The sequence below is a fragment of the Bacteroides sp. MSB163 genome, assembly GCF_036416795.1.
GTDB lineage: Bacteria > Bacteroidota > Bacteroidia > Bacteroidales > Bacteroidaceae > Bacteroides > Bacteroides maternus.
In genome coordinates this window covers 3012581-3037620 of the sequence record NZ_CP143867.1, presented here as the reverse complement: position 1 = coordinate 3037620, position 25040 = coordinate 3012581, and the positions used below count along the sequence as shown (strand labels likewise).

21 protein-coding genes are annotated in these 25040 nt (G+C 44.1%); 11 read left to right on the top strand and 10 right to left on the bottom strand.

The window, feature by feature from the left end; translation table 11 throughout:
• Positions 1 to 46 precede the first annotated feature (46 nt).
• The 3 genes from VYM24_RS11100 to VYM24_RS11090 all read right to left on the bottom strand — a co-directional run bounded on the left by VYM24_RS11100 (position 47) and on the right by VYM24_RS11090 (position 2862).
• Positions 47 to 1213, bottom strand: coding sequence for a MalY/PatB family protein (locus tag VYM24_RS11100; protein ID WP_330942138.1), 1167 nt, complete (start codon positions 1211 to 1213; stop codon positions 47 to 49).
• A 152-nt stretch (positions 1214 to 1365) separates the two neighbouring features.
• Positions 1366 to 1983, bottom strand: coding sequence for a CPBP family intramembrane glutamic endopeptidase (locus VYM24_RS11095; RefSeq protein WP_291551975.1), 618 nt, complete (start codon positions 1981 to 1983; stop codon positions 1366 to 1368).
• Positions 1984 to 2862, bottom strand: a complete 879-nt coding sequence (locus tag VYM24_RS11090; RefSeq protein WP_291551974.1) for a prenyltransferase — start codon at positions 2860 to 2862, stop codon at positions 1984 to 1986.
• 138 nt (positions 2863 to 3000) lie between these two features.
• Between VYM24_RS11090 and VYM24_RS11085 the strand changes: the two genes are divergently transcribed.
• The 4 genes from VYM24_RS11085 (at position 3001) to VYM24_RS11070 (ending at position 7580) form a co-directional block, all read left to right on the top strand.
• Positions 3001 to 3786: a Cof-type HAD-IIB family hydrolase gene (locus VYM24_RS11085; protein WP_330942137.1), complete on the top strand. Its 786-nt coding sequence runs from the start codon at positions 3001 to 3003 to the stop codon at positions 3784 to 3786.
• Positions 3787 to 3820: 34 nt separating this feature from the next.
• Positions 3821 to 5830: a tetratricopeptide repeat protein gene (locus VYM24_RS11080; protein WP_330942136.1), complete on the top strand. Its 2010-nt coding sequence runs from the start codon at positions 3821 to 3823 to the stop codon at positions 5828 to 5830.
• Between the two features lie 73 nt (positions 5831 to 5903).
• Entirely contained in the window at positions 5904 to 6518 is a 615-nt protein-coding gene (locus VYM24_RS11075) for an L-threonylcarbamoyladenylate synthase (RefSeq protein ID WP_044262278.1), read from the top strand.
• Between the two features lie 51 nt (positions 6519 to 6569).
• Positions 6570 to 7580, top strand: coding sequence for an AI-2E family transporter (locus VYM24_RS11070; protein ID WP_330942135.1), 1011 nt, complete (start codon positions 6570 to 6572; stop codon positions 7578 to 7580).
• 11 nt (positions 7581 to 7591) lie between these two features.
• Here the strand turns inward: VYM24_RS11070 and VYM24_RS11065 are convergent, their stop codons facing one another.
• The 5 genes from VYM24_RS11065 to mnmL all read right to left on the bottom strand — a co-directional run bounded on the left by VYM24_RS11065 (position 7592) and on the right by mnmL (position 13054).
• Entirely contained in the window at positions 7592 to 9232 is a 1641-nt protein-coding gene (locus tag VYM24_RS11065; protein ID WP_330942134.1) for a sialidase family protein, read from the bottom strand.
• A gap of 47 nt (positions 9233 to 9279) precedes the next feature.
• Positions 9280 to 9918, bottom strand: a complete 639-nt coding sequence (locus VYM24_RS11060) for a hypothetical protein (RefSeq protein ID WP_291551958.1) — start codon at positions 9916 to 9918, stop codon at positions 9280 to 9282.
• Between the two features lie 81 nt (positions 9919 to 9999).
• Complete coding sequence (nagB, locus tag VYM24_RS11055; protein ID WP_330942133.1) at positions 10000 to 10812, bottom strand: glucosamine-6-phosphate deaminase; 813 nt, start codon at positions 10810 to 10812, stop codon at positions 10000 to 10002.
• Between the two features lie 52 nt (positions 10813 to 10864).
• Positions 10865 to 12064 carry an FprA family A-type flavoprotein gene (locus VYM24_RS11050; RefSeq protein WP_291551954.1) on the bottom strand — a complete coding sequence of 400 codons (1200 nt, stop codon included), beginning with the start codon at positions 12062 to 12064 and terminating at the stop codon, positions 10865 to 10867.
• A gap of 60 nt (positions 12065 to 12124) precedes the next feature.
• The gene (mnmL, locus tag VYM24_RS11045) at positions 12125 to 13054 is read right to left on the bottom strand and encodes a tRNA modification radical SAM protein MnmL/YtqA (RefSeq protein WP_291551951.1); all 930 of its coding nucleotides are present in this window, start codon (positions 13052 to 13054) and stop codon (positions 12125 to 12127) included.
• Positions 13055 to 13869: 815 nt separating this feature from the next.
• Between mnmL and VYM24_RS11040 the strand changes: the two genes are divergently transcribed.
• The 6 genes from VYM24_RS11040 (at position 13870) to VYM24_RS11015 (ending at position 21268) form a co-directional block, all read left to right on the top strand.
• The gene (locus VYM24_RS11040) at positions 13870 to 14829 is read left to right on the top strand and encodes an ROK family protein (protein WP_291551948.1); all 960 of its coding nucleotides are present in this window, start codon (positions 13870 to 13872) and stop codon (positions 14827 to 14829) included.
• A 24-nt stretch (positions 14830 to 14853) separates the two neighbouring features.
• Positions 14854 to 15999, top strand: coding sequence for an MFS transporter (locus tag VYM24_RS11035; RefSeq protein WP_330942132.1), 1146 nt, complete (start codon positions 14854 to 14856; stop codon positions 15997 to 15999).
• 35 nt (positions 16000 to 16034) lie between these two features.
• On the top strand, positions 16035 to 16796 hold the full coding sequence (locus tag VYM24_RS11030; protein WP_291551944.1) for a sugar isomerase domain-containing protein: 762 nt from the start codon (positions 16035 to 16037) through the stop codon (positions 16794 to 16796).
• 159 nt (positions 16797 to 16955) lie between these two features.
• Positions 16956 to 19166: a S9 family peptidase gene (locus tag VYM24_RS11025; protein ID WP_291551942.1), complete on the top strand. Its 2211-nt coding sequence runs from the start codon at positions 16956 to 16958 to the stop codon at positions 19164 to 19166.
• Between the two features lie 56 nt (positions 19167 to 19222).
• Complete coding sequence (lipA, locus tag VYM24_RS11020) at positions 19223 to 20092, top strand: lipoyl synthase (RefSeq protein ID WP_330942131.1); 870 nt, start codon at positions 19223 to 19225, stop codon at positions 20090 to 20092.
• Positions 20093 to 20149: 57 nt separating this feature from the next.
• The gene (locus tag VYM24_RS11015; RefSeq protein WP_330942130.1) at positions 20150 to 21268 is read left to right on the top strand and encodes a hypothetical protein; all 1119 of its coding nucleotides are present in this window, start codon (positions 20150 to 20152) and stop codon (positions 21266 to 21268) included.
• Here the strand turns inward: VYM24_RS11015 and VYM24_RS11010 are convergent.
• Both VYM24_RS11010 and VYM24_RS11005 read right to left on the bottom strand, forming a co-directional pair.
• On the bottom strand, positions 21234 to 21938 hold the full coding sequence (locus tag VYM24_RS11010) for an SAM-dependent methyltransferase (RefSeq protein WP_007212501.1): 705 nt from the start codon (positions 21936 to 21938) through the stop codon (positions 21234 to 21236). The two genes, VYM24_RS11015 and VYM24_RS11010, sit on opposite strands and share 35 nt — an antisense overlap.
• A 92-nt stretch (positions 21939 to 22030) precedes the next feature.
• Entirely contained in the window at positions 22031 to 22888 is an 858-nt protein-coding gene (locus VYM24_RS11005; RefSeq protein ID WP_007212500.1) for an enoyl-ACP reductase FabI, read from the bottom strand.
• A gap of 546 nt (positions 22889 to 23434) precedes the next feature.
• Between VYM24_RS11005 and VYM24_RS11000 the strand changes: the two genes are divergently transcribed.
• Positions 23435 to 25039 (top strand): glycoside hydrolase family 28 protein, encoded by a 1605-nt coding sequence (locus VYM24_RS11000; protein WP_299092965.1) that lies wholly within the window; start codon positions 23435 to 23437, stop codon positions 25037 to 25039.
• Position 25040 lies beyond the last annotated feature (1 nt).

The following is a 25040-nucleotide window of genomic DNA, read 5'->3' as shown; positions in this document are numbered from 1 at the left end:
AGTATAGACCTGTACGGCCAACAATAATAGATTCTTCTTTTTGATATTACTGCACAACAGCCTCACGCAATTGCTGCAAAGCCTGCTTCAGCACTGAACGGGGACAACCGATATTCAATCGCATAAAGCCCTCTCCCGGTTGACCAAACATAGTTCCGTCATTCAGAGCCAGATGTGCTTTCTCTGCAAAAAGTCGGGTTAATTCTTTCTGTGTCAGTCCCAAATCCCGACAATCCAGAAAAACAAGATAAGAAGCTTGCGGACGTATCATACCAATGCCCGGAATATGTGCTTTCAGATATTCTTCTGTAAAATCTATATTCTCTTTTATATAATCAAGCATTTGCTCCAACCATTCTGCACCATGCATGTAAGCGGCTGCCGCACCGATATAGACAAGCAAATGTCCTTCAGAAAACTCACCCGCCTCCATAAAGGTCTGAAAACGTTCACGAATATCCTTATCAACAATAATCGCATACGAACTACCCAGTCCGGGCATATTAAATGCTTTACTGGGAGCCATGAAGACAAGTGAGTTCGATGCTGCTGCTTCGGAAACCGTAGCAAACGGATAGTGTTTATAAGGAGGCAAAGTCAGATCGGCATGAATCTCGTCAGAAATCACAAATGTGCCGTTATTGTAACAGATAGCCGCTATTTCTTTCAACTCTTCTGCTGTCCATACACGTCCGCCCGGATTATGAGGATTACAGAGAATCAGAACTTTACACCCCTGCAAATCTTTACGGAAACGCTCAAAATTGATATGATATTGTCCATCCTGCAATTCTAATGGCGAATATACCACTTCACGCCCCATACGTTCGGTCACCAAGAAGAAAGGATGGTAAACAGGAGTCATCACCATTACCTTATCCCCCGGATTAGTGAAGCATTGCAGGGCAAAAGCCTGCCCGCGAACGATTCCCGGAACGAATGTCAGCATCTCTCGGGATATATCCCACTGATGACGGTCGTGAAGCCATGCACAAATAGAAGTATACCACTCTTCACAAGCAAAAGTATATCCCAACACCTCATGTTCCAGGCGGTTTCTTAAAGCATCCATCACGAAAGGCGGAGTACGGAAATCCATATCGGCCACCCACATAGGGAGCAAATCATCACGCCCCCAGATATTCTTTACACCGTCCCACTTCACCGAGTTAGTGCCACGACGTTCAATGATTTCATCAAAATTGTATTTCATTGCTGTTTGTTTTATATTCTATATTCCTGTAAATCAAGATTTCATTCTTCATCCGCAGATAGCGCGGATAACGCAGGTTTCTTTTACTTCAATTTATAAATCCGTGTAATCTGCGTCATCTGCGGATGAAAAATTACCGAAAAAGAGTCATATTAAATCGGAAACACAACAAATACCGCCACATCCCACACTGCATGCGACACAATCAATGCTCCCAATTTCTGCGGATACAATCTGTAAGCCAATCCCCAGATAGCACCAACCACCAACGCCGCCATCACCAGCATAAAGTTGAACGACCAGATATGTACCAATGCATAAACTAATGTTGTCACTATAAAACCAGCATTCGGGCTCCAGCGCTTCGAAAGTGCATTCTGCACATATCCCCGCCAGAAGATTTCTTCGGCAGGACCTATCAATATGAGTAGTAATATGGAGAGTAACCAAGGATTTTCACCGGTTTTCATTCCGTAAATCAGTTCCACCTGCGGACGGGCAAAGTCGAAAAGCCAGGCGGAAGCCTTATCTCCCAACCAGAATACTCCCCACAAAACAACAGCCAATCCCACCCCTCCGGCAATATTCTTCCAGTCGAACTTCACATCTTCTATCCACCACTGTGGACGAAGCGCAAAAGCCATATTCATCAGCACAATAGCCGAAAAACTCATGGCCGTCCAGAAGTTGAATATTCCGCTTGTCCAGGGAGAAAACATAAAGAACCATAAGAAAGCAGCTATCAATAAAGGAATAATAATTCGTTTCATCTATATCAGGAATGTAACAGTAAACAATAAACTGAACAAAAGTTGCAGTTTCGCCGTCTTCTCATCCAAATTGGATATGACACCAGTCCCTTCTTTCGGCAACCGCAACATAGTCCGTGCATTGGCTATTGCAGGCAGAATTCCTACTATCGTCAATAAAGACCACCACGGAAAATATCCCAACGCAACACAAGCCGCGATCCACAGAAACGGGAAAAGCACCTCGAACATATATAGATAAATATCTGTCTTCACCCCAAGCCTCATAGCAAGAGTACTAATCCGGGCCCTTACATCCGTACCTATATCACGCGTATTATTAGCATGCAGGATGGCTACTGTAATCAATCCCACCGGAACGATTATCAGCCATACATCAGGCAGGAATTTCCCCATAGTAATATAGGATATACCCAAAGTAGGAAGTATGGCATAAGCTACAAAAATAACGAAATCTCCGAAAGCCCGGTATTTCAGCCACGGATAGAGCAACGAACACAAAGCTCCACAAACACCTATCCACAACAAGGGAAGCCCCGTACGGACTACCAGCCAAAGACCGACCATCGCCGCTGGCACCATCAGGCCTATGGCCAGGTTGCGTATCTCCAATGGCATGAATTGTCCGCTTGTCAGGGTCTTCACGCCAAATGTATCCACCCTGTCCACTCCCCGTTCGAAGTCGAAATAATCACTCCACGCATTTCCCGAAGCGTGAAAAATAACAATACCGGCCAACGCTAACAGTCCGTTCGCCCATTCTATTACCCCGTATGCCCAATACAAATATGCCAGCGTGACAATCACCGGCATTGCTGATGCCGGAAACGACCAGGGGCGTACAGCGATCAGCCAATCTTTTAAGGAATGCTTCTTCATTTGCGATTTAACTGCGTTCTAAAACAGCTTTTATTATTTTATTAATGTATAATGACTATTTACGATTTCTTTAGGAGGCAAAAGTACAAAATATCCTCACTTTTGAGTACTTTTGCATCCAAGTAAAATAGAAATTATATGATTAAAGCCCTGTTTTTTGACATCGACGGCACTTTAGTGAGTTTTAACACCCATGCTATTCCCCAAACCACCATCGAAGCCATCGCCGCTGCCAAAGCCAAAGGCATTCGGATTTTTATCGCTACGGGACGCCCCGCAGTTATCATCAACAACCTTTCCGCCTTGCAGGACCGCGAATTAATAGACGGTTATATAACCATGAACGGAGGATATTGTTTCGTAGGTGAAGAAGTGATTTACAAGAGCGCGATTCCCGCTGCTGACGTACAGACATTGGCACGCATCTCCTCCGAACAAAATTTTCCTTGTATCTTTGTAGGCGAACATGATATCTGCGTCTGCCAGCCGGACAATATGGTGAAAAAGATATTCAACGACTTTCTGAAAGTAGATATCATTCCGGAAAAGACGCCCGAAGAAGCTATCGGACAGGAGATTTTCCAGATGACTCCGTTTATCACACTGGAACAAGAGCAAGTGATTCTTCCTCAATTGCCTGGTTGCGAAGCCGGACGCTGGTTTCCTGCTTTTGCCGACATCACTGCCAAAGGAAACACCAAACAGAAAGGCATTGACGAAATCATCAACCACTTTGGTATCCGCCTGGAAGAAACAATGGCATTCGGCGACGGCGGCAACGATGTAAGCATGCTCCGCCATGCCGCTATTGGTGTAGCCATGGGCAATGCCGTGGATGAGGTGAAAGAACATGCCAATTATATAACGACTTCGGTAGATGAAGACGGAGTAACCAATGCCCTCCGCCATTTCTCCATCATATAGTCTTCCTTTAATCTTTAATTATCAATCTTTAATTTTGTCGCAGTCAGTAGATACCAACAACAAAGAGTTCCAGGATGCTCTGAGTCTCATACAATATACCCGCCAGTCCGTGTTTCTGACCGGAAAGGCGGGTACGGGTAAATCTACCTTTCTGAGATATATCTGCGAGAATATAAAAAAGAAACATGTGGTATTGGCGCCTACCGGTATCGCCGCCATCAATGCTGGTGGCAGCACCCTGCATAGTTTTTTCAAACTACCGTTTCATCCTTTGCTTCCCGACGATCCGAATCTGAGTTTGCAGCGCGGACGCATTCACGAATTCTTCAGATACACCAAACCCCAACGAAAACTACTGGAAGAACTGGAACTCATTATTATCGATGAGATTTCCATGGTACGGGCAGATATTATTGACGCCGTAGACCGTATCCTGCGTGTCTACTCACGCAACCTGCGCGAACCTTTCGGTGGGAAACAACTCTTGTTAGTAGGCGATGTTTTCCAGCTCGAACCTGTAGTAAAAGGCGATGAGCGGGAAATCCTGAACCGCTTCTATCCTACTCCTTACTTTTTCTCTGCAAGGGTTTTCAACCAGATAGATCTTGTTTCCATTGAACTTGAAAAGGTCTATCGCCAAACAGACAAAGTCTTTGTCAGCGTTCTGGACCATATTCGCAGCAATACTGCCGGTGCCACTGACCTGCAACTACTCAATACCCGCTATGGAACCGACATCGAAGAAAATGAGGAAGATATGTATATCACCCTCGCTACGCGTCGCGATAACGTAGATTATATCAATGACCGGAAACTGGCAGAACTGCCCGGAGACGCTGTTACCTTCCGGGGAGAAGTCACTGGTGACTTTCCCGAAAGCAGTCTGCCCACTTCGCGTGAGCTTGTACTGAAACCGGGTGCACAGGTCATATTTATCAAGAATGATTTCGACCGCCGCTGGGTAAACGGCACTATCGGTGTAGTAAGTGGGTTCGATGAGATAGAAGAAACACTCTACGTCATCACTGATGATGGGAAAGAATGTGACGTCAAGCCGGAGCACTGGAAAAACATTCGCTATAAATACAACGAAAGGAAAAAAGAAATTGAAGAAGAAGTGTTGGGCACCTTCTCCCAGTTTCCCGTACGACTGGCGTGGGCTATCACCGTCCATAAAAGTCAGGGACTGACCTTCAGTCGTGTAGTCATCGATTTCACCGGCGGTGTATTTGCCGGTGGACAAGCGTACGTCGCCCTCAGCCGCTGCACCTCGCTGGAAGGTATTCAACTAAAGAAACCTGTGAATCGGTCTGATATCTTTGTACGCCCGGAAATAGTGAATTTTGCCGAACGCTTCAATAACCGGCAAGCCATAGACCGCGCCCTGAAACAGGCACAAGCCGACGTAGAATATGCCGCTGCAACCAAAGCATTCGATAAAGGAGATTTCGAAATCTTCCTCAACCATTTTTTTAAAGCTATACACTCCCGATACGACATAGAAAAGCCTGTTATTCAACGCCTCATCCGTCGCAAGTTAGGTGTTATCAACAAGCTACGAGACAACAACGATCAACTAAAATCCCAAATGGCAGAGCAACAGAAACGGTTGCAAGCCTATGCACGTGAGTATTATCTGATGGGTAATGAGTCCATTACTCTTGCCCATGACTCTCGTGCCGCCATAGCCAACTACGACAAAGCGCTGGAGCTTTATCCGGAATATACAGATGCATGGATACGTAAAGGCATCACCCTCTTCAATGACAGCAGATATCTTGAAGCGGAAGAATGCCTGACACGTGCCGTCAAACTACGTCCGGCTGAATTTAAAGCTGTTTATAACCGGGGAAAATTACGCCTGAAACAACAAGAAACCGAAGGCGCCATAGCCGATCTGGACAAAGCTACCACCCTGAAACCAGAACATGCCGGAGCACACGAGCTCTTCGGAGACGCCTTGATGCAGGCAGGAAAAGAAGCAGAGGCAGCATTGCAGTGGCGACTGGCAGAAGAACTTCGAAAAAAATCATCCAAGAAATAAGCCACACTTATTTGAGAATAAGAAACTTATTCCCTACTTTTGCGTTATTATATATAGACTAATTATCAGCTCTATGCTTCTGAAACTTTACGAAAAGAACAATAATCCACAAGACCTGCAACAGGTAGTGGATATTTTGAATGACGGTGGCCTCATCATCTACCCCACAGATACCATGTATGCCATTGGTTGCCATGGGCTGAAAGAACGTGCCATCGAACGTATCTGCCGTATCAAAGAGATAGATCCACGTAAGAATAACCTTTCCATTATTTGCTACGATTTAAGTAGCATCAGCGAATATGCAAAGGTAGATAACAACACGTTCAAACTGATGAAACGCAACCTGCCTGGTGCTTTCACTTTCATCCTGAACGGCACTACCCGCCTGCCAAAGATTTTCCGTAATCGAAAAGAAGTAGGTATCCGTATGCCTGACAATGCCATTATCCAGGAAATAGCCCGTATTCTGGACGCTCCCATCATGACTACCACTCTCCCGCACGAAGCGCACGAAGATATAGAATACTGCACTGATCCTGAATTAATTGATGAAAAATTCGGTGATCTTGTCGATCTGGTTATTGACGGTGGCATCGGTGGTACAGAATCTTCTACCATTGTAGACTGCACAAGTGGAGAAATTGAAGTTATCCGTCAGGGAAAAGGCTGGCTGAATGAAGGATAACCAACCAAATGCCCACTTTGTTTGTTTCTTATAGAAAACAGCAAAAAGGATATGAGTACAAAAGAACAATACTGGAAATATTCACTAATCACTATAATCATCGGGCTGGGTATAATCCTGTTCCTACAAATTACTCCCTTTCTGGGCGGTTTATTAGGTGCATTAACCATCTATATCCTGGTCAGAAGACAGATGATACATCTGACCGACAAACGGAAGATGAAACGAAGTGTGGCTGCAACCCTTATTACTACCGAAGCCATCCTCTTCTTTCTGGTTCCTTTGGCGCTGGCAGTCTGGTTATTAGTCAGCAAATTGCAGGATATCAATCTGGATCCGCAGAGCATCATTGCCCCGATTGAAAGTGCAGCAAATATCATCAAGGAAAAAACCGGTTATGACGTACTGGGCAAGGATACCACTTCCTTTATTATCTCCGCACTTCCTGCCATAGGGCAATTCGTCATGGGCAGTATCAGTAGTTTTGCGGTCAACCTTTTCGTTCTGGTATTCGTGCTCTACTTTATGCTGATAGGCGGACAGAGGATGGAGAAATACATCAGCGAAATACTTCCTTTCAGTGAAGCCAATACAGAACATGTAGTGCACGACATCAAGATGATTGTCCACTCCAACGCCGTCGGTATTCCTTTGCTGGCAATCATACAAGGTGGAGTAGCCATGATCGGTTACTGGTTCTTTGATGTACCGGACATTCTGCTTACAGGATTCCTCACCTGCCTCGCAACGATCATCCCCATGGTAGGTACAGCACTGGTATGGTTCCCGATTGCCGTTTATATGGCCTTATCCGGCGACCTTTTCAATGGTATCGGGTTAGCTATATTCGGAACACTAATCATCTCTCAGCTCGACAACCTGATACGTTTCATTCTGCAAAAGAAAATGGCCGATATACATCCGCTTATCACAATATTCGGAGTCGTCATCGGTCTTTCTCTATTCGGTTTTATGGGGGTCATCTTCGGACCACTGTTACTCTCGCTGTTCTTCCTTTTTGTGGATATGTTCAAGAGGGAATATCTGGATGGAAAGAAATAAGGCCATTAATTTCACAGGATACTCACAACATCTTTCAGTTTTATTGCCTGAAACGTAATATGAGCTACACTACTCTCATAAAGAATACCAATAGTTCCTTTATCGATCATGCTGAGACAAGTGTATCCCCAGTTACTGCCCTCATCCAACAAAAGCTGATGCTCCGGAAGCCAGGTGATGCCACCGTCCAGACTTATTTTTATAGTAATATCATGACGCCCCTTCGTTGTATTGGGGTTAGAGAAGATAAGCAAGTCCCGATTCAAGACATTATCTTTCGCTTTTACACTTATCAGACTTGCCATACAGACCGGTTCTTGCAATGCTTTACGTGAAGATTCATGTTCGGTCCATGACTTACCTAAATCTTTCGTAATTGCTACGGCACGACTACCGCCCCGGTTATCACGCATATTCAACATTAGTACACCCGGCTCAACCTCAGCAACCTGCGCCTCTGTAGTATTTGTACGGGCATAGTTATGCATTTTCCAGCTCTTTCCCCTATCCTTACTATACATGATACCTGCATTCGGCACACGGGTAGAATCAATGAACTGAGTAGGAAAAACGAGAGTACCGTCATCCATCGTTATGCCCCGTCCGGGACCTTGCAACAAAAAATACCAGGAAGGATCTTTCACTTGCTCTGTTATATTTATAGGCGCTGACCATGTTTTACCATCATCTGTACTTTTCGCCAAAACAAGCTGCGCAGTGTGGTTTATACCCATCCCCAGATGTGAACTCCACCAAGCACGCTGATTTCCCATGCCATGAGTCCAGGCAGCAACTACCCACACATTATTGTTTTTTGTATCTACCAATATGGCCGGGTCTCCCACCCCATTTTGAGCCGAAGGCAATCCGGCCGTTTCACCAAAAGCCAGAGGCAGGCGCATCTTTTCCCATGTTTTCCCACCATCTGTGCTGCGGCTTAACCCTATATCTATATGTTCCTGTAAATCGACACTGCTATTATAACGCACATCATATACACCCAATAAAGTTCCTTTGTTTGTAGTCACCAAGCCCGGAATACGATATGCCGCCGAATTGTCATCACCGGCATGGCGCACGCCCACTCCCATCCGATGTTCAATACCTTGCCGGGAAACAGTCTCCAAAAGTGCTTCCTTACCATCCAGAGTAGCGGAAGTCACAACTGCCATTACCTTAGTATCCAACGCTGTTTCCGGCTTCATTTGCAAACTAATCCAAAAGAAATTAATACCGGGGAATAGTTTCTGGTTAGCGACAAGGATAACACGATTCTGCGGATTAGCAACTTCCGCTTTTTGTATGGAATAAGAAGGGTTAGCCGCCAGAGTCTTCCCAGGTGTATGACTTGAAATGTATTCTACAGGGGCAAAACGTCCCTTCCTCTTATCCTGCAATGCTTCTGTACCACTATAATAAAGTTTCACAGACTGGATTGCGGACAGGTTCGTATCCTTTCCAAAATCTAAAACTATCTCATCCAACACTTTGCTCTCCTTTGCATCCAGACGCAAACAGAACAAAACATTATCCACCCTTTCTATCAGAATAGGAATCTGTGTCTCCCGAACAAAAATGGTATCAGCAGCCCGGACAACTGGAATTGAACACAGTAAACAGAATAATAAAAACAGGATTGCCGGTTTCTTCATAATATTAAATCAGGTTAATAGAGTATTATTGGTTACAAAGATAACATTCAATAATAAAAATCCCATATTTGCCGCCGTAAAGTATTCTTTTCATCTGCTTCTCCCCCCAACATCCCCTTTTCTTGAAGTTGATAAAGTCTTTCCAATAGGATCACGACTTGCTTTTCACAAATATGCATGTCACAGACTTCTTTAATCCAGTCCACTGTTTCCTCAAAAACAGCAACAGAAGAAAGACAGAGTATTTTTTGTTTTTCCGGCTTCCGAAGCATATCAGCCATAAATGACAAGATTTTGGAGACCATCTTTTTACTACGACCATGAAGACGGGATTTCGGATTCTTTAAGCGTAGCAGAAAATATTCTCCAACCCATAAGGAAGCAATAAATGCTTCCGGAGAAGGCTGCTTCAAACCTTTCCAAAATTTAATCAGGAAAGTATCCACCTCTTCCAGTATTCCATCCGTATCATCATTTATATAAAATCTGTGGGCAAGACATTCTATTACACATCCCAATTTAGCCGCACAAACCCCATTTCTGGTATCACTGACTACTTTTTCCGCTTCCCTTAAAAAGTTAAAAGCATTATCCTCTTCTATACGATCATCGTACAACCGAAATTGGCGGAACAACGAAAGGGAATGGCATAGCAGGTTGTCGTAAGAGCAATCTATATCATTCATAGAAAACGACTTATTGCGCAGCCCGCTTCACACTATTAGCGGAAACGAACTGCGCAAATTTCCTTTATACAAGCCGTATATTTACTTCAGCAAAGAAACCGGGTCCAAATGGTCAGCTTCTATATCCTTAAAATAGCGGTATGTGCCTACTTTCAGTTCAAAAGTGGCTGCATCATCAGCTACTATGATACCCTTCTCATGCATCTGCAAAGCACTGATAGTCCACATCTGATTGATAGAACCTTCTACTGCATGATAGAGCGCACGAGCTTTATTATGTCCGTTCACAATAATCATCACTTCCTTGGCAGAAAGCACTGTACCTACACCAACAGTCAATGCCGTTTTGGGCACTTTGTTCACATCATTGTCAAAGAAACGGGAATTGGCGATGATTGTATCAGTCGTCAAAGTCTTCTGACGTGTACGGGAAGACAGAGAAGAACCCGGTTCATTGAAGGCAATGTGTCCGTCAGGACCAATACCACCCATAAACAGGTCGATACCACCGTAAGACTTGATTTTCTCTTCGTAACGGGCACATTCAGCATCCAGGTCGGCAGCATTACCGTTCAGGATATTGGTATTCTCCGGTTTGATGTCGATATGGCTGAAGAAATTGTTCCACATGAAAGAGTAGTAGCTTTCCGGATGTTCTTTAGGCAGACCCACATACTCATCCATATTAAAAGTAACCACGTTCTGGAAGGAAATAATTCCTTTCTTATTCAGGTCTATTAATTCCTTGTACATGCCGAGCGGTGACGAACCGGTAGGGCAACCCAGTACAAACGGTTTTTCAGGCGTCGGATTAGCGGCCTTAATTTTAGCGGCTACGTAATGGGCAGCCCACTTGGATACGGATTGATAATCCGGTTGAATGATTAATCTCATTGTGATTGTTTTTTATCAGGTTAATAAATTAGGGGTATCTTATCAAGAATTACTATTCCCTGTCCTTCTTCAGGCGTTCAGCCATAGAACGTGCCAGGTGTTCGCATTGCTCGTAAGTGATGTCCTTCATCGCCTGTTTCATCTCTACAGGGTCGGCTATAATTTCCAATTTGCTCTTCTCGGCAAACTCAGCCATACGCTTCACCGCGGCACCCGCCCACGTGAACGATCCGAAGTAACCCAGATAGCGGCCTTTAACTTCGCGTATCAGTATTTTGGAAAGCAGGGACTCGATATCCGGATAAATCTGATTGCTGTAAGTGGGACTACCAATAATCAGACCGCGGTATTTGAAGATATCTGCAATGATATAGGAAGGATTGCTTTTGCTGACGTTGTGCATCACAATATTCTTGATGCCCTGAGCGGATAGTTCCGCTGCGATGGCTTCTGCCATTTGCTCTGTATTACCATACATGGAACCATAAGCTATCACCACTCCTTCATCGGCAACATAGCGACTTAGTTTATCGTAAATGCCTATTACTTTACTTATATATTCCGTCCAGACAGGTCCATGGGTAGAACAAATGGTCGTGATGTGCAATCCTCCCAATTTCTGCAAAGCCTTCTGTACCGGAGAGCCGTATTTACCGACAATATTGGAATAATAGCGCACCATCTCATCCCAATAACGATCCGTATTGATACGGGTATCAAGGAAACCACCGTCCAACGTACCGAAACAGCCGAAACCGTCGCCGGAGAACAGCACACCTTCCGTTTCGTCAAAAGTCATCATAGTTTCGGGCCAGTGTACCATCGGTGTCAGGTAGAAACGCAGTTTGTGGTGTCCCAACGCCAGAAAATCGTCATCTTTCACAACGTATTGTTCGCCTGTCACACCATAGTAACCTTCAATCATACCAAAGGTTTGCTTATTACCGACAATGACAATATCGGGATAATGTTGTTTAATGAGGCGGATCGAACCGGAATGGTCGGGCTCCATGTGGTTAATGATGAGATACTGGATAGGACGTTCGCCAATAATACTTTTTATTTTGCGAAGATATACTTCGAAATAACAAGCGTCTACCGTATCAATCAAAGCCACTGTTTCGTCATCTATCAGGTAAGAGTTATAAGACACTCCATAAGGTAATGGCCACAAGCCTTCAAACAGGTGCTTGTTACGGTCATTTACTCCTACATAATGTATTTTTCCTTTTATCGTCATCTTCTGGTTCATAAAACTTCTTTATTTAGATTGATTCTATATTCAAACAGCCGCAAAAATAAGTTTTTTTTCTCACATATCATATTTCTTTCCCTGATAAGCTCCGAGCTGACGCATTTTTTTTTGTATCCGATGATTAAATTCATAATTTTTCAGTCCCCAGTCGGGTGCTATTAACAATTCTTTAGGAGACTGTGAGACAAAGCGTTCTAAAACTAAATCGGGGCGCAGATGCTCTATATAGTCTATTACCAAATCAATATACTCTTCTACCCCGAAAAGGTGGAAATCTTCGGGATGTTGTTCATATTCATGTGCCATACGGGTACCGCGTATCAACTGCAATTGATGCATTTTGAGAGTTGTAATCGGAAGGCGCGACAGCGTAGCGGCCTGTGCAACCAAATCCTCATGCGTTTCACCGGGAAGTCCCAATATAACATGCCCACCGGTAAGAATGCCACAGGCAACAGTCCTTTCCACAGCATCTACCGTATCCTGAAAAATGTGTCCGCGATTGATTCGGCGGAGTGTGGCATCGTGGGTGCTTTCAATACCATATTCAACCAACAGGAAAGTGTTTTTATTCACTTCTTCCAGATAATGCAGCAAAGTATCCGGCATGCAATCCGGCCGGGTACCGATGACCAGACCGACCACATCGGGAACAGACAGCGCTTCCTCATATTTCCGCTTCAATGCTTCCAATTCACCGTAAGTATTGGTGTATGCCTGAAAGTAGGCAAGGTATTTCATTTCGGGGTACTTATGGGCGAAAAAGACTTTCCCCTCTTCCAGCTGCTGAGTTACGGATTTTTCCGTACGGCAGTATTCGGGATTGAAAGTCTGATTATTGCAATAGGTACAACCGCCATACCCTTTCACGCCATCCCGATTCGGGCAGGTGAAACCGGCATTCAGTGATATTTTCTGTACCTTATACGGAAAATAACGTTTCAGGAAAAGCGGAAACTCATTATATAATATAGGTGCTACATCCATAAAGCTGTTATTTGTTACAAAAATAAGGCTTTTCTTTGAGATAAAGCTTCGGTTAGGATACAAATGTGAGCCCGGAAAAAGGTGTCGCACATAAAAGTTGAATTCAGCGCGTTCTATGAAAAGTTGATTCAAGTTACCCTCACCGCTCTCACTTTCTGTGTGAATCGTTGATAGTTAAGATAATAAGTGTGAGGGTAGTAAAAAAATCCGGTGTGAGAGTAACTCCTTACTCTCACTTTCGCAGTCAAACCATACAGGACGAGGCATTCATTCATTTCATATCAGTCATTATTTTACTAAGAACCAGCCAAATACCCCATCAGCCTTAGGAATAATCAGGTGTCGACCTTGGTTGACAGGCTTATCAACCAAGGTTGACGGATCTGTTAACCAAGGTTGACAGGCCTGTTAACCAAGGTCAACACTCGGAAAAGCCTACTGTAAAAGTTCAAACAGACAGAGCCTAAACAAATAATCACCTGATATCAAATACGATTTCCGCATATCCGGTGCACAACTGAGCCGTATCTGAACCGTATTTGCTATAACTTACATATCCACCTAACAACTCCAGGCAAAAACGTTAACGAACATAAAATCATTTATTCTGCATTGCATTAAAAAATGTTTCATCCATTGATAGTAAGCAAGATATAGTACAAGCATCGCACATTAGGATGAATCCATTAAATATATTTTAGTGATCAGCAACCTATTTTATACACATTTCCTTCTATAAAGAAGCATGGAAAACGAAATTAATTCATAGCTTTGCCTAAAACCTTGATAGATCAACCTATAAATACTATAACACCATGGCTACCATTGCTCTCGACATAGGCGGTACCAAAATAGCAAGCGCTATTTTTCTCCCTGACGGAAGTATGTTGTTCAACAGAAAGCGTCTGCTGAAAGGAAGAACGGGACACGAAGTAGGCAAACTTGCCGCAGAAATCCTTGCTAAACTCCTGACTGTTGCCCGCAGAAGCCGTATTCAGATTGATGGTGTCGGTATATGTGTCCCCGGTATTGTCTATTCGCAGACGGGACGTGTATGGGCCCCGAACATCCCCGGCTGGGAGAACTACCCGCTACAAGAAGTACTCCGTACCGTAACGGCACCGGATATAGAAATCTACATCGACAGCGACCGTACTTGCTATATGTATGGAGAAATGTGGCAGGGAGCAGCCAAAGATTGCCATAGTGCAGTATTCATTGCCGTAGGAACCGGTATAGGCGCTGGAATCATCATCGACGGACATGTGTTGCACGGTGCAAGCGACATCATCGGCGCTACCGGCTGGATGGCACTGCAACCTCCCTATAAAGAAGAATACGATGCCTGCGGTTGTTTTGAATATTATGCCTCGGGAAATGGTATCGGAGCCAGAGTGCGGGATGCAGTCCGTGCAAATAAAGCTTATAAAGGACGTTTACGTCAAAAACCTATCTGCCGCATTTCCGCTTACGATGTATTCAGCGCATACAATGAGAAAGATCCGATTGCAGTTTCCGTACTGCACAAAGCCATAGAAATGTGGGGAATGGCTTCTGCCAACTTTGTCAGCCTGCTGAATCCGCAAAAGATAATCTGGGGTGGAGGTGTATTCGGCCCTGCCGGTATCTTCATAGATGATATCTACAAAGAAGCCTGCAAATGGGCACAACCGCTCAGTATCAAGCAGGTGGAATTTGTAGCCTCTCAATTGTCCGGTAATGCCGGACTGATAGGAGCTGCTTTTCTTGCTATTAAAAAGCAATTATATGAATGAAAGGAGTTACGAGGAGTTAGCAATATGAGTAGTTACAACAAGAATCTGGTTTTCACAGCTGCGTGCATCGGCATGTGCTTCTTTGGCATTTCGATGATCACCCTGGGCTCGGTATTACCGTCCCTCACCACCAAACTGGGTTTGGACAATCTCCAAGCTACAGCACTGGTGACGTTCCTGCCTCTCGGTTTATTGGGAGGCTCCCTGTTGTTCGGTCCTATTGTAGATCGCTTCGGACACAAAGCGTTACTGCTGCTCAGTTGTCTGGTCGTATTGCTCGGACTGGAAGGAATTGCTTTTTTTACAAGTATTCCATTGTTGCAACTTTCCATTATCGGCATCGGCCTGGGAGGAGGAATTCTGAACGGTGAAACAAACGCTTTAGTAGCTGATATTTCCGACGAAGCGGAGAAAGGTTCACGCCTTAGTCTGCTGGGTGCATTCTATGGTATCGGTGCGCTGGGGATTCCTGTATTACTCAGTTTCCTGTCCGGATATTATTCTTTTGAAATTATACTGCAAGGCACAGGCGTTGTAATGTTGGCAGGTATTCTGTTCTGTCTCGGCGTACGCTTCCCCGCCCCCAAACAGCCGCAAGGATTCCCAATCAAAGAAGGACTGGGGTTGTTAAAAGAGAGTAGCTTATTATTACTCAGCTTTATCCTCTTTTTCCAAAGCGGCATCGAAGGCGTATGCAACAACTGGACCACACTCTACCTGGGACAAACCACCAACATCCCCGAAAACCGGGCGCTCATGGCACTGACTTGCATGGTGGCCGGACTGACTGTTGCCCGTCTGTTGCTGGTAGTTCTCTTCAAAAAGATAAAACAGGAAACTGTTCTTCGCGCCAGCCTGATTACGGCCGCAATAGGTTTTGCACTGCTCACTTTTTCACCGGACTTTGCACGTGCTGCCATAGGCATGGTGCTTGTCGGTGCAGGACTGGCATCTACTTTCCCCGTCATACTCAGCATTGTCGGCAGCCGGTACGCTTCTCTGTCGGGAACGGTATTCAGTGTGGCCCTTGTTATAGCTCTGATCGGACAGACATTACTGAACAGTCTCACGGGAATTATCTCGCAAGGATACAGTATCGTTGTGTATCCTTATATGATGATTGCCTCCCTGCTCATCATGCTTCTATTGTTTAGACGCTCACTCAAATAAAAGAAATTATTTACCCCCTAAAAATCAAGAAAATTATGTTAGCACTTGAATGGTTAAAAAACGCGCATGGCATCATGGAAAAACTGGAAGCCACGCAATTGGAGAATATCAAAAAGGCAGCCACCGCTATGGCAGATTCCATCGAAGCCGGTCGTTGGGTACACACATTCGGATGCGGTCACGCAACAATCCCCGTTGAAGAAATGTATCCTCGCATCGGTAGTTTTGTAGGTTTTCACCCGTTGTGCGAACTTCCGCTGACATTCTTTACACAAATCATCGGCCAAATGGGTATCCATCAATTCCTGTTTCTGGAAAGAACAGAGGGTTACGGACAGGCAATCATGAAGAATTATGATTTCGATTCCAAAGATTGCATCTGGATTTTCTCCCACACAGGAATCAATGCAGTAAACATCGACATGGCACTGGAAGCTAAGAAGCGCGGTATGAAAGTAATCGTTTACGGCTCAGCCGGAGAAACTGGCGACAAAGCAAGCCGTCATTCCAGCGGTAAGAACCTGTTCCAACTTGCCGATATCATAGTGGACTCCTGCGTGCCTTTGGTAGATGCTTCCGTGCCTTTGAAGAATCACTTCGACAAGGTGGGACCATTGTCAACCCTGAGTTTCGTTACTATGGTATGGATGACCATCACTACCGTTGCCGAAATTCTGGCAGATCGCGACGTACATCTGTATATCCATCCGTCACATAACGTACCGGGCGATACAACTGCTCACGAACGCCTGGACGCAGCTATTGCCGAATATCAAAAGAAAGTAAAAATCCTCTAACCAAAAGAAGCCCCAATCATCATTTATGAGTGACGGTAGCCCGCCTCAGCTTTGCCCCCACAAAGCTGGACGGGCTTTTTACAATTAGGAAACATAATTTATCTACACTTTTTCAGTTTTTATCCCTATATTTGCCCTCTAAAGAAATCAAACAGGATTATGAAACAGATAAGTATTGCAATTCTTCTTTGCCTCTGCACATTGGCAGGCTTTGCACAAGGCGGTCAGCCTCTCGATTTAAAAGATATTGTATCAGGTAAATTCCGCGCTGAAAATATTTACGGAGTCATTCCCATTCCCGGAGACGGGGAACACTATTCGCAAATGAATGCGGAAGGAACGCAGATTATCAAATACTCTTTCAAGACAGGAAAACAGGTAGAAGTATTGTTCGATGCCGCTACCGCACGCGAATGCCCGTTTAAGACGTTTGACAGCTACAGTTTTTCACCTGACGGCAGCAAACTGCTTATTGCTACAGAACAGACTCCGATTTATCGCCGCTCTTATACAGCTATACATTATATATATAGTTTGAAGCGAAATATCAACGGAGAAATCAACAACATAGTAGAAAAGCTTTCAGACGGCGGACCGCAGCAAGCACCTGTATTTTCACCGGACGGAACAATGGTTGCATTTGTACGGGATAATAATATCTATCTTGTGAAGTTTCTCTACGGAAACAGCGAAAGCCAGGTTACGGAAGACGGCAAACGTAATGCCGTTCTGAACGGTATCCCTGACTGGGTATATGAAGAAGAATTCTCTTTCAACCGTGCTCTGGAGTTCAGTGCCGACAGTAAGATGCTGGCTTATATCCGCTTTGACGAGACGGAAGTGCCTTCTTACAGTTTCCCTGTTTTTGCTGGAAGTAATCCTCATATCACAGCTTTTGAGAAATATCCGGGAGATTATACCTATAAATACCCCAAAACAGGAGAAGCAAATTCAAAGGTCAGTGTACATACCTTCGATATCAAATCGAAAGTAACCCGTAAGATGCAGGTTCCCTTGGATGCTGACGGGTACATCCCGCGTATCCGCTTCACACAAGATCCTAACAAGTTGGCCATTATCACCTTAAACCGCCATCAGAACCGCCTCGACATGTATTTCGGTGATCCGCGTTCTACTGTTTGCAAACAGGTTCTGCGTGACGAAAGTGATGCTTATATCAAAGAAGGCGTATTCGATAATATCATTTTCTATCCGGAAAACTTCAGCTTTGTGAGCGAAAAGAGCGGCTACAACCATCTGTACTGGTACAGCATGGGTGGAAATCTGATTAAACAGGTTACCAGCGGAAACTATGAAGTAAAAGAATTCCTGGGCTGGGATGCTGATGATAACAGTTTCTATTATATCAGTAATGAGGAAAGCCCGCTGCGCCAAGCTGTATACCAAATTGACCGCAAGGGAAAGAAAACCAAACTTTCTTCTCAACCGGGTCTCAACAGTGCACAGTTCAGTACGAACATGAAATACTACATGAATCGTTATTCAAACCTGAATACTCCTACTGTCATTACTCTAAATGATAATACAGGTAAAGTATTGAGTACGCTTGTTACGAATGATAATCTGAAACAGACTTTGTCCAAATACAGTGTACCTCAGAAAGAGTTCTTTACTTTCAAGACCGGAGATGGTGTAAGTCTGAACGGTTGGATGATGAAGCCTGTGAACTTCTCCGCATCCAAGAAATACCCTGTACTTCTGTATCAATACAGCGGACCCGGTTCGCAACAAGTACTGGACACATGGAGCATCAGTTGGGAAACCTATATGGCCAGTCGTGGTTTTATTGTGGTTTGTGTAGACGGACGTGGAACCGGTGGACGTGGTGCAGACTTCGAAAAATGCACTTATCTGAATCTTGGCGTGAAAGAGGCGAAAGATCAGGTGGCAACAGCCCAATACATGGGTAGCCAGCCGTATGTAGACAAAAACCGTATCGGCATCTGGGGCTGGAGTTACGGCGGATACATGACCATCATGAGTATGAGTGAGGGAACGCCCGTATTCAAGGCCGGAGTTGCAGTAGCAGCCGTCACTGACTGGAATTACTACGACACGATTTATGGCGAACGCTTCATGCGCACTCCCAAAGAGAATGCTGAAGGATATAAAGGCTCTTCCGCTTTCACCCGGGCAGACAAATTGCATGGCAATTTATTGCTGGTACATGGAATGGCGGATGACAATGTTCATTTCCAAAACTGTGCAGAATATGCAGAACACCTGGTACAGTTGAACAAGCAATTCGATATGCAACTCTATACAAACCGTAACCACGGTATCTATGGCGGAAACACCCGTTATCACCTGTATACGAAGCTGACGAATTTCTTTGAAAAAAATCTTTAAGATCATAAAGTTCACCACAGATTACACGGATTAACACAGATTTCTTTATTTCTATCATGAAAGACAGAATACGCAAGCCCGAATGGCTCAAAATAAGTATCGGAGCCAACGAACGGTATACCGAAACCAAACGTATAGTTGAATCGCACTGCCTGCATACCATTTGCAGTAGCGGACGTTGCCCTAATATGGGAGAATGTTGGGGTAAAGGAACTGCCACCTTCATGATAGGCGGTGACATCTGTACCCGTTGCTGTAAATTCTGTAATACACAGACAGGCAAACCGCTTCCATTAGATATGGAAGAGCCCACCCATGTGGCGGAATCCATAGCCTTGATGAAGCTGTCCCACGCTGTTATCACTTCTGTAGACCGGGATGATCTACCGGACCTCGGCGCTGCACATTGGGCACGCACCATACACGAAATCAAACGCCTCAATCCGGAAACTACCATCGAGGTTCTGATCCCCGACTTTCAAGGAAGAAAAGAACTGGTATCCCAGGTTATTGAAGCACAACCGGAAATTATCTCCCACAATATGGAAACGGTGAAACGCATCACTCCACTGGTACGTAGTGCAGCCCGCTACGAAACAAGCCTGGAAGTAATACGCCAGATAGCCGACAGCGGAATCACTGCAAAATCAGGAATCATGGTAGGATTAGGCGAAACTCCAGAGGAAGTGGAAGCACTAATGGATGACTTGCGCCATACAGGGTGTCAAATCCTGACCATCGGCCAATACTTGCAACCTTCACATAAACATTACCCTGTGGCAGAATACGTTACTCCCGCACAATTCGCTTCTTACAAAGAAACCGGTCTGGCAAAAGGATTCGATCAGGTAGAAAGTGCGCCTTTGGTGCGTTCCTCCTATCATGCTGAAAAGCAGGTACGATTTTACAAAAAAGAAACGAAATAAAAACCAATTGCTCTACTTATTTGTTATTTATGAGATAACGACAAAATAAAGTTTGCAATGTTAAAAAAAGGAGTTCTATCATCTAAGTTTAATATGTCTTTGGGATTTATCCCGGTTATCGTATCTATTATATTGTGCGAATTTATAACCCAAGACATTTCCATCTACATTGGTGCAGGTGTAGGGGCTCTTTATAGTTTATATACCTTATGGGGAAAAGGAGCAAGAATCCCAAATTTCCTACTTTATTGCACTACCGGAATGCTCTTGCTTTTGAGTCTGACCACTTTAATCTTCGGTGATTGCAGTTCCCGAGAAATGTTTCCACTGACATTGGAAATCAGTACTCTCATACCCGTAGTTATTATCTTCCTGAACAGAAAAAGATTTCTCGCTCACCAGATTACCCAGTCACAAAAATGTTGCAAACAACTTTTTGCGCAAGGGGCTGAGTCTGCCATTGTAACAACACGGGTAGTTGTCATCATCGCCTTTCTTCATTTCCTGGGAGTCTTCATTACAATTCTGTTACCCGGTCCCTTAAGCGAGACTTCCAAGGATATTTTATTCCGGTATTGTCCGCCTGCTGTATTCATTCTGAGTATATTATTCAATCAGTTCGGAATCCTCTACTTCAATCAGGTGATGGAGCACACAGCTTTCGTACCCATTGTTAATACCAAAGGGGATGTGATCGGCAGAAGCCTGGCAGTGGATGCTATCAACAAGAAAAATGAATATATCAATCCGATAGTCCGTATCGCTGTATCTCATAATGGTATGTTGTATCTTCGTCCACGCCCCCAACGCTGTATTCTCGACCGGGGAAAGACTGATATTCCCATGGAATGTTATCTTTTATACGGAGAAACCTTGGAACAAGGCATCGTCCGGCTTGTGAGACAAGCTTTTCCACAAGCACCGATACAAGATTTACAGTTCAATATCATGTATCACTTTGAGAATAAAGTGACGAACCGGCTGATCTATCTTTTCATTCTTGAGGTAGAAGACGACGATCTTCTACGCGACAAGCAAGTAAAAGACGGAAAGCTTTGGACTTTCCAGCAAATAGAGCATAATTTAGGCAAGAACTTTTTCAGCTGCTGCTTTGAAAACGAATATGAGCACCTGAAGGATGTTATTTGTACAAGAGAAAAATACAAGGAATTTTAGAAAGATCGGGCACTTTTCCCTGCCACTCCTTCACTGTCTTGGTTTTGATATATTCTCCCTCACACGTAATGTTCGCAGCAATACAGAGTTTGGTTTGCGGACGGCAATTTTGCAAGATGTCTTCCACCATTTTATTATTGCGGTAAGGTGTTTCAATAAATAGTTGAGTCTGGTGTTCGGCATAAACCCGCTGCTCCAGAGTCCTTATTTTTTTGGCACGCTCGCCCGGCTCAATCGGAAGGTAACCGTGGAAAGCAAAACTTTGCCCGTTGAAGCCTGAACCCATGACAGAAAGAATAATTGAAGAAGGTCCCACCAAGGGCACTACTTTCAGATTCTTCCGTTGAGCAATCGCCACTACATCCGCTCCCGGGTCAGCGACTGCCGGACAACCGGCTTCGGAAATCACTCCCATAGACAATCCCGCCATCAACGGTTTCAGATATCCTGAAATATCTTCAGGTGATGTATGCTTGTTCAGCGGGTAAAAAGTCAGTGTATCAATATCTATTTCCCGGTCCACCTTCTTCAGAAAACGGCGTGCAGAACGCACATCCTCTACTATGAAGTGACTAATCCCAAGTATGATCTCCTTATTATAAGAAGGCAACACCGTTTCAATCGGTGTATCACCCAAAGTGACGGGCAAAAGATAAAGAGCTGTTTCCAATGTTTTGCGATAATTAAAGATGAAGAATTAGGAATGAAGAATTTCCATGCAACGCAACAGCACAGCCTGATTCTTCATTCCTAATTTTTCATTTAACCATATATAATGTTTCCATTCTCATCCATATATTCATCCAGTCCTTTTTCATAAGTAGCCATGGCACGCAAGCTCATACCCACGCTGGAGAAACCACCGTCATGGAATAAATTCTGCATGGTTACCTTACGGGTCAGGTCGGAAAACATTACGATGCAATAATCAGCACATTCGTCGGCTGAAGCATTGCCCAGCGGAGACATGCGGTTGGCAAAGTCAAACAGCTTATCCATACCCTTCACACCGGAACCGGCAGTAGTCATAGTCGGAGACTGTGAAATGGTATTGACACGTACATTATGTTCGCGGCCATAGATATAACCGAAGCTACGCGCAATGGATTCCAGCAAAGCTTTTGCATCTGCCATATCATTGTATCCATAGAATGTACGTTGCGCGGCCACATAACTCAATGCAAGGATTGAACCGTAATCGGCAATTGCATTCAGCTTTTTGGCAGCCTGTATCATCTTATGGAAAGACACTGCGGAAATATCGAGCGTCTTGCCCAGCATATCATAATCCAAATCATCATATGTACGTTTCTTGCGAACATTCGGAGACATACCAATGGAATGAAGCACAAAGTCAATCGGTCCGCCCAAAACTTCCATGGAGCGTTTGAATACATTTTCCAAATCTTCTACGCTGGTTGCGTCGGCGGGGATAACTTCACATTTCAATTTATCTGCCAGTGCGGAAACTTCGCCCATGCGAACTGCTACCGGAGTGTTTGATAAGGTGATCGTTGCACCTTCTTCTACTGCTTTTTCTGCTACTTTCCAGGCAATGGACTGCTCATTCAGAGCACCGAAAATAATGCCTCTTTTTCCTTTCAACAAATTGTAACTCATACCTATAATATTAAAGTTGACGGGTATCTAATAAACAAGTCAACAAGGAAATTGCTATTATTGTTCACTTCCTCATCAACTTGCATCTTACCACCACGTTTACTATTTTGAGGCTGCAAAGATAGCGCAAATTGAACGCATAGCAAAATAAGCTTGCTTATTTTTGCTTTGCTGAAATGCCGCCTATCTTATTTAAAGATATGAACTTTCTGCATAAAAAGCCCGAAAGTGTGCAAAGAAAAGGACAAAACCACAAAAAATCCACCTAAACCAACAAATTGTGCACATGGTTTTAGCTAAAGCCCGATACATTTGCAACCGGTAATTAAGAGGTTTTTTCATAATATTTATTTAAGGTTAGAATTAGGTTAACATGAATCATTTATTATTTCTTTCGCAAGCCACTCGGGAGAGCCGCTTGCGGGAGAATGATAAAGTAATTGACAGTTGACAATTGACAGTTGACAATGAAGAGTTGGGAAAGACCTGTTAGTTAACAACGAATAACTGATAACTAATAACTTATAACTAAATATAGTATCACGGATGAACACATTTATCAAAAAACTATGGGTGCTTGTTGCACTGGCCCTTCCGTTGTTACCTGCACAAAGTACGGTAAATGCCCAAAACGGAAATTATATAGATGAAAGTATCTATGAGAATTTACCCTTCAATATGCCGAAAGTGGAACAACCCGCTTTTCCGGATTATACAGTCAATATTGTAGATTTTGGCGCTAAAGGAGATGGTATCGTACTGAATACCAAAGCTATCAACGACGCTATAAAGGCAGTAAATGCCAAAGGTGGCGGTAAAGTTGTTATTCCCGAAGGCTTGTGGCTGACCGGCCCTATCGAGTTACTGAGCAACGTCAATCTATATACTGAAATGAACGCCCTGGTGTTGTTCACAGATGATTTCGAGGCTTATCCTATTATTAAAACATCTTTTGAGGGTTTGGATACCCGCCGTTGCCAATCTCCTATTTCAGCATGGAATGCTAAGAATATAGCGATTACGGGACATGGTGTATTCGATGGTTCAGGTGATAGCTGGCGTCCGGTAAAAAAAGGCAAACTGACTGCGGCCCAATGGAGTAGCCTGGTAAGTTCAGGAGGTGTAGTCGATGCATCCGGTAGCATCTGGTATCCCACTGCCGGTGCACTGAAAGGCGCTATGGCTACTAAAGATTTCAATAACCCGGAAGGCATTAATACGGATGAGGAATGGAATGAAATCCGCCCGTGGCTGCGTCCCGTATTGCTGAATATCGTTAAGAGCAAAAAAGTATTATTGGAAGGTGTAACTTTCAAGAACTCTCCCAGCTGGTGTCTGCACCCGTTGTCATGCGAGCATATCACAATTCACAATGTGAAGGTTTTCAACCCCTGGTACTCCCAGAATGGTGATGCACTGGACTTGGAATCTTGCAAGAACGCGTTGATTGTCAACAATATCTTTGATGCCGGTGACGATGCTATCTGTATCAAATCGGGAAAAGATGAAGACGGTCGCAGACGCGGCGAACCTTGCCAAAATGTGATTGTAAAAAATAACACCGTATTGCACGGTCACGGTGGTTTCGTAGTAGGTAGCGAAATGTCGGGTGGCGTAAAAAACGTCTATGTAACTGACTGTACTTTCCTGGGTACGGATGTAGGTTTGCGCTTCAAGAGTACCCGTGGACGTGGCGGTGTAGTAGAAGGTATCTATATTCATAACATCAATATGATTGATATCCCGCACGAAGCCTTGCTGTTCGACTTGTTCTATGGCGGTAAAGGTGCCGGTGAAGAAACGGAAGATGACCTGGAAGGCAGAATGAAATCATCCGTTCCTCCTGTAACGGAAAAAACTCCCGCTTTCCGTGATATCCATATCACAAATGTTACTTGCAGAAGTGTAGGACGTGCTATGTTCTTCAATGGACTGCCTGAAATGCCTATCCGCAATGTACACGTAAAGGATGTAGTTATTACGGACGCCAAGCAAGGTATCGTTATCAGCCAGGCTGAGAATGTTTCTATAGAGAACGTGAAAATAGATACCAAAGGCGCAGCATTGCAGGTGAAGCAAGCCAAAGACCTGAAAGTAAACGGGAAGACTTATAATAATTCGGCAACCAAAGCTTTGAACATCGATTTATAAG

What these genes read in the sequence shown, in the direction of transcription:
- VYM24_RS11100 (WP_330942138.1), bottom strand. Translation starts at nt 1,213, where the DNA reads ATGAAATACAATTTTGATGAAATCATTGAACGTCGTGGCACTAACTCG.
- VYM24_RS11095 (WP_291551975.1), bottom strand. Translation starts at nt 1,983, where the DNA reads ATGAAACGAATTATTATTCCTTTATTGATAGCTGCTTTCTTATGGTTC.
- VYM24_RS11090 (WP_291551974.1), bottom strand. Translation starts at nt 2,862, where the DNA reads ATGAAGAAGCATTCCTTAAAAGATTGGCTGATCGCTGTACGCCCCTGG.
- VYM24_RS11085 (WP_330942137.1), top strand. Translation starts at nt 3,001, where the DNA reads ATGATTAAAGCCCTGTTTTTTGACATCGACGGCACTTTAGTGAGTTTT.
- VYM24_RS11075 (WP_044262278.1), top strand. Translation starts at nt 5,904, where the DNA reads ATGCTTCTGAAACTTTACGAAAAGAACAATAATCCACAAGACCTGCAA.
- VYM24_RS11070 (WP_330942135.1), top strand. Translation starts at nt 6,570, where the DNA reads ATGAGTACAAAAGAACAATACTGGAAATATTCACTAATCACTATAATC.
- VYM24_RS11065 (WP_330942134.1), bottom strand. Translation starts at nt 9,232, where the DNA reads ATGAAGAAACCGGCAATCCTGTTTTTATTATTCTGTTTACTGTGTTCA.
- VYM24_RS11060 (WP_291551958.1), bottom strand. Translation starts at nt 9,918, where the DNA reads ATGAATGATATAGATTGCTCTTACGACAACCTGCTATGCCATTCCCTT.
- nagB (WP_330942133.1), bottom strand. Translation starts at nt 10,812, where the DNA reads ATGAGATTAATCATTCAACCGGATTATCAATCCGTATCCAAGTGGGCT.
- VYM24_RS11050 (WP_291551954.1), bottom strand. Translation starts at nt 12,064, where the DNA reads ATGAACCAGAAGATGACGATAAAAGGAAAAATACATTATGTAGGAGTA.
- mnmL (WP_291551951.1), bottom strand. Translation starts at nt 13,054, where the DNA reads ATGGATGTAGCACCTATATTATATAATGAGTTTCCGCTTTTCCTGAAA.
- VYM24_RS11040 (WP_291551948.1), top strand. Translation starts at nt 13,870, where the DNA reads ATGGCTACCATTGCTCTCGACATAGGCGGTACCAAAATAGCAAGCGCT.
- VYM24_RS11035 (WP_330942132.1), top strand. Translation starts at nt 14,854, where the DNA reads ATGAGTAGTTACAACAAGAATCTGGTTTTCACAGCTGCGTGCATCGGC.
- VYM24_RS11030 (WP_291551944.1), top strand. Translation starts at nt 16,035, where the DNA reads ATGTTAGCACTTGAATGGTTAAAAAACGCGCATGGCATCATGGAAAAA.
- VYM24_RS11025 (WP_291551942.1), top strand. Translation starts at nt 16,956, where the DNA reads ATGAAACAGATAAGTATTGCAATTCTTCTTTGCCTCTGCACATTGGCA.
- lipA (WP_330942131.1), top strand. Translation starts at nt 19,223, where the DNA reads ATGAAAGACAGAATACGCAAGCCCGAATGGCTCAAAATAAGTATCGGA.
- VYM24_RS11015 (WP_330942130.1), top strand. Translation starts at nt 20,150, where the DNA reads ATGTTAAAAAAAGGAGTTCTATCATCTAAGTTTAATATGTCTTTGGGA.
- VYM24_RS11005 (WP_007212500.1), bottom strand. Translation starts at nt 22,888, where the DNA reads ATGAGTTACAATTTGTTGAAAGGAAAAAGAGGCATTATTTTCGGTGCT.
- VYM24_RS11000 (WP_299092965.1), top strand. Translation starts at nt 23,435, where the DNA reads ATGAACACATTTATCAAAAAACTATGGGTGCTTGTTGCACTGGCCCTT.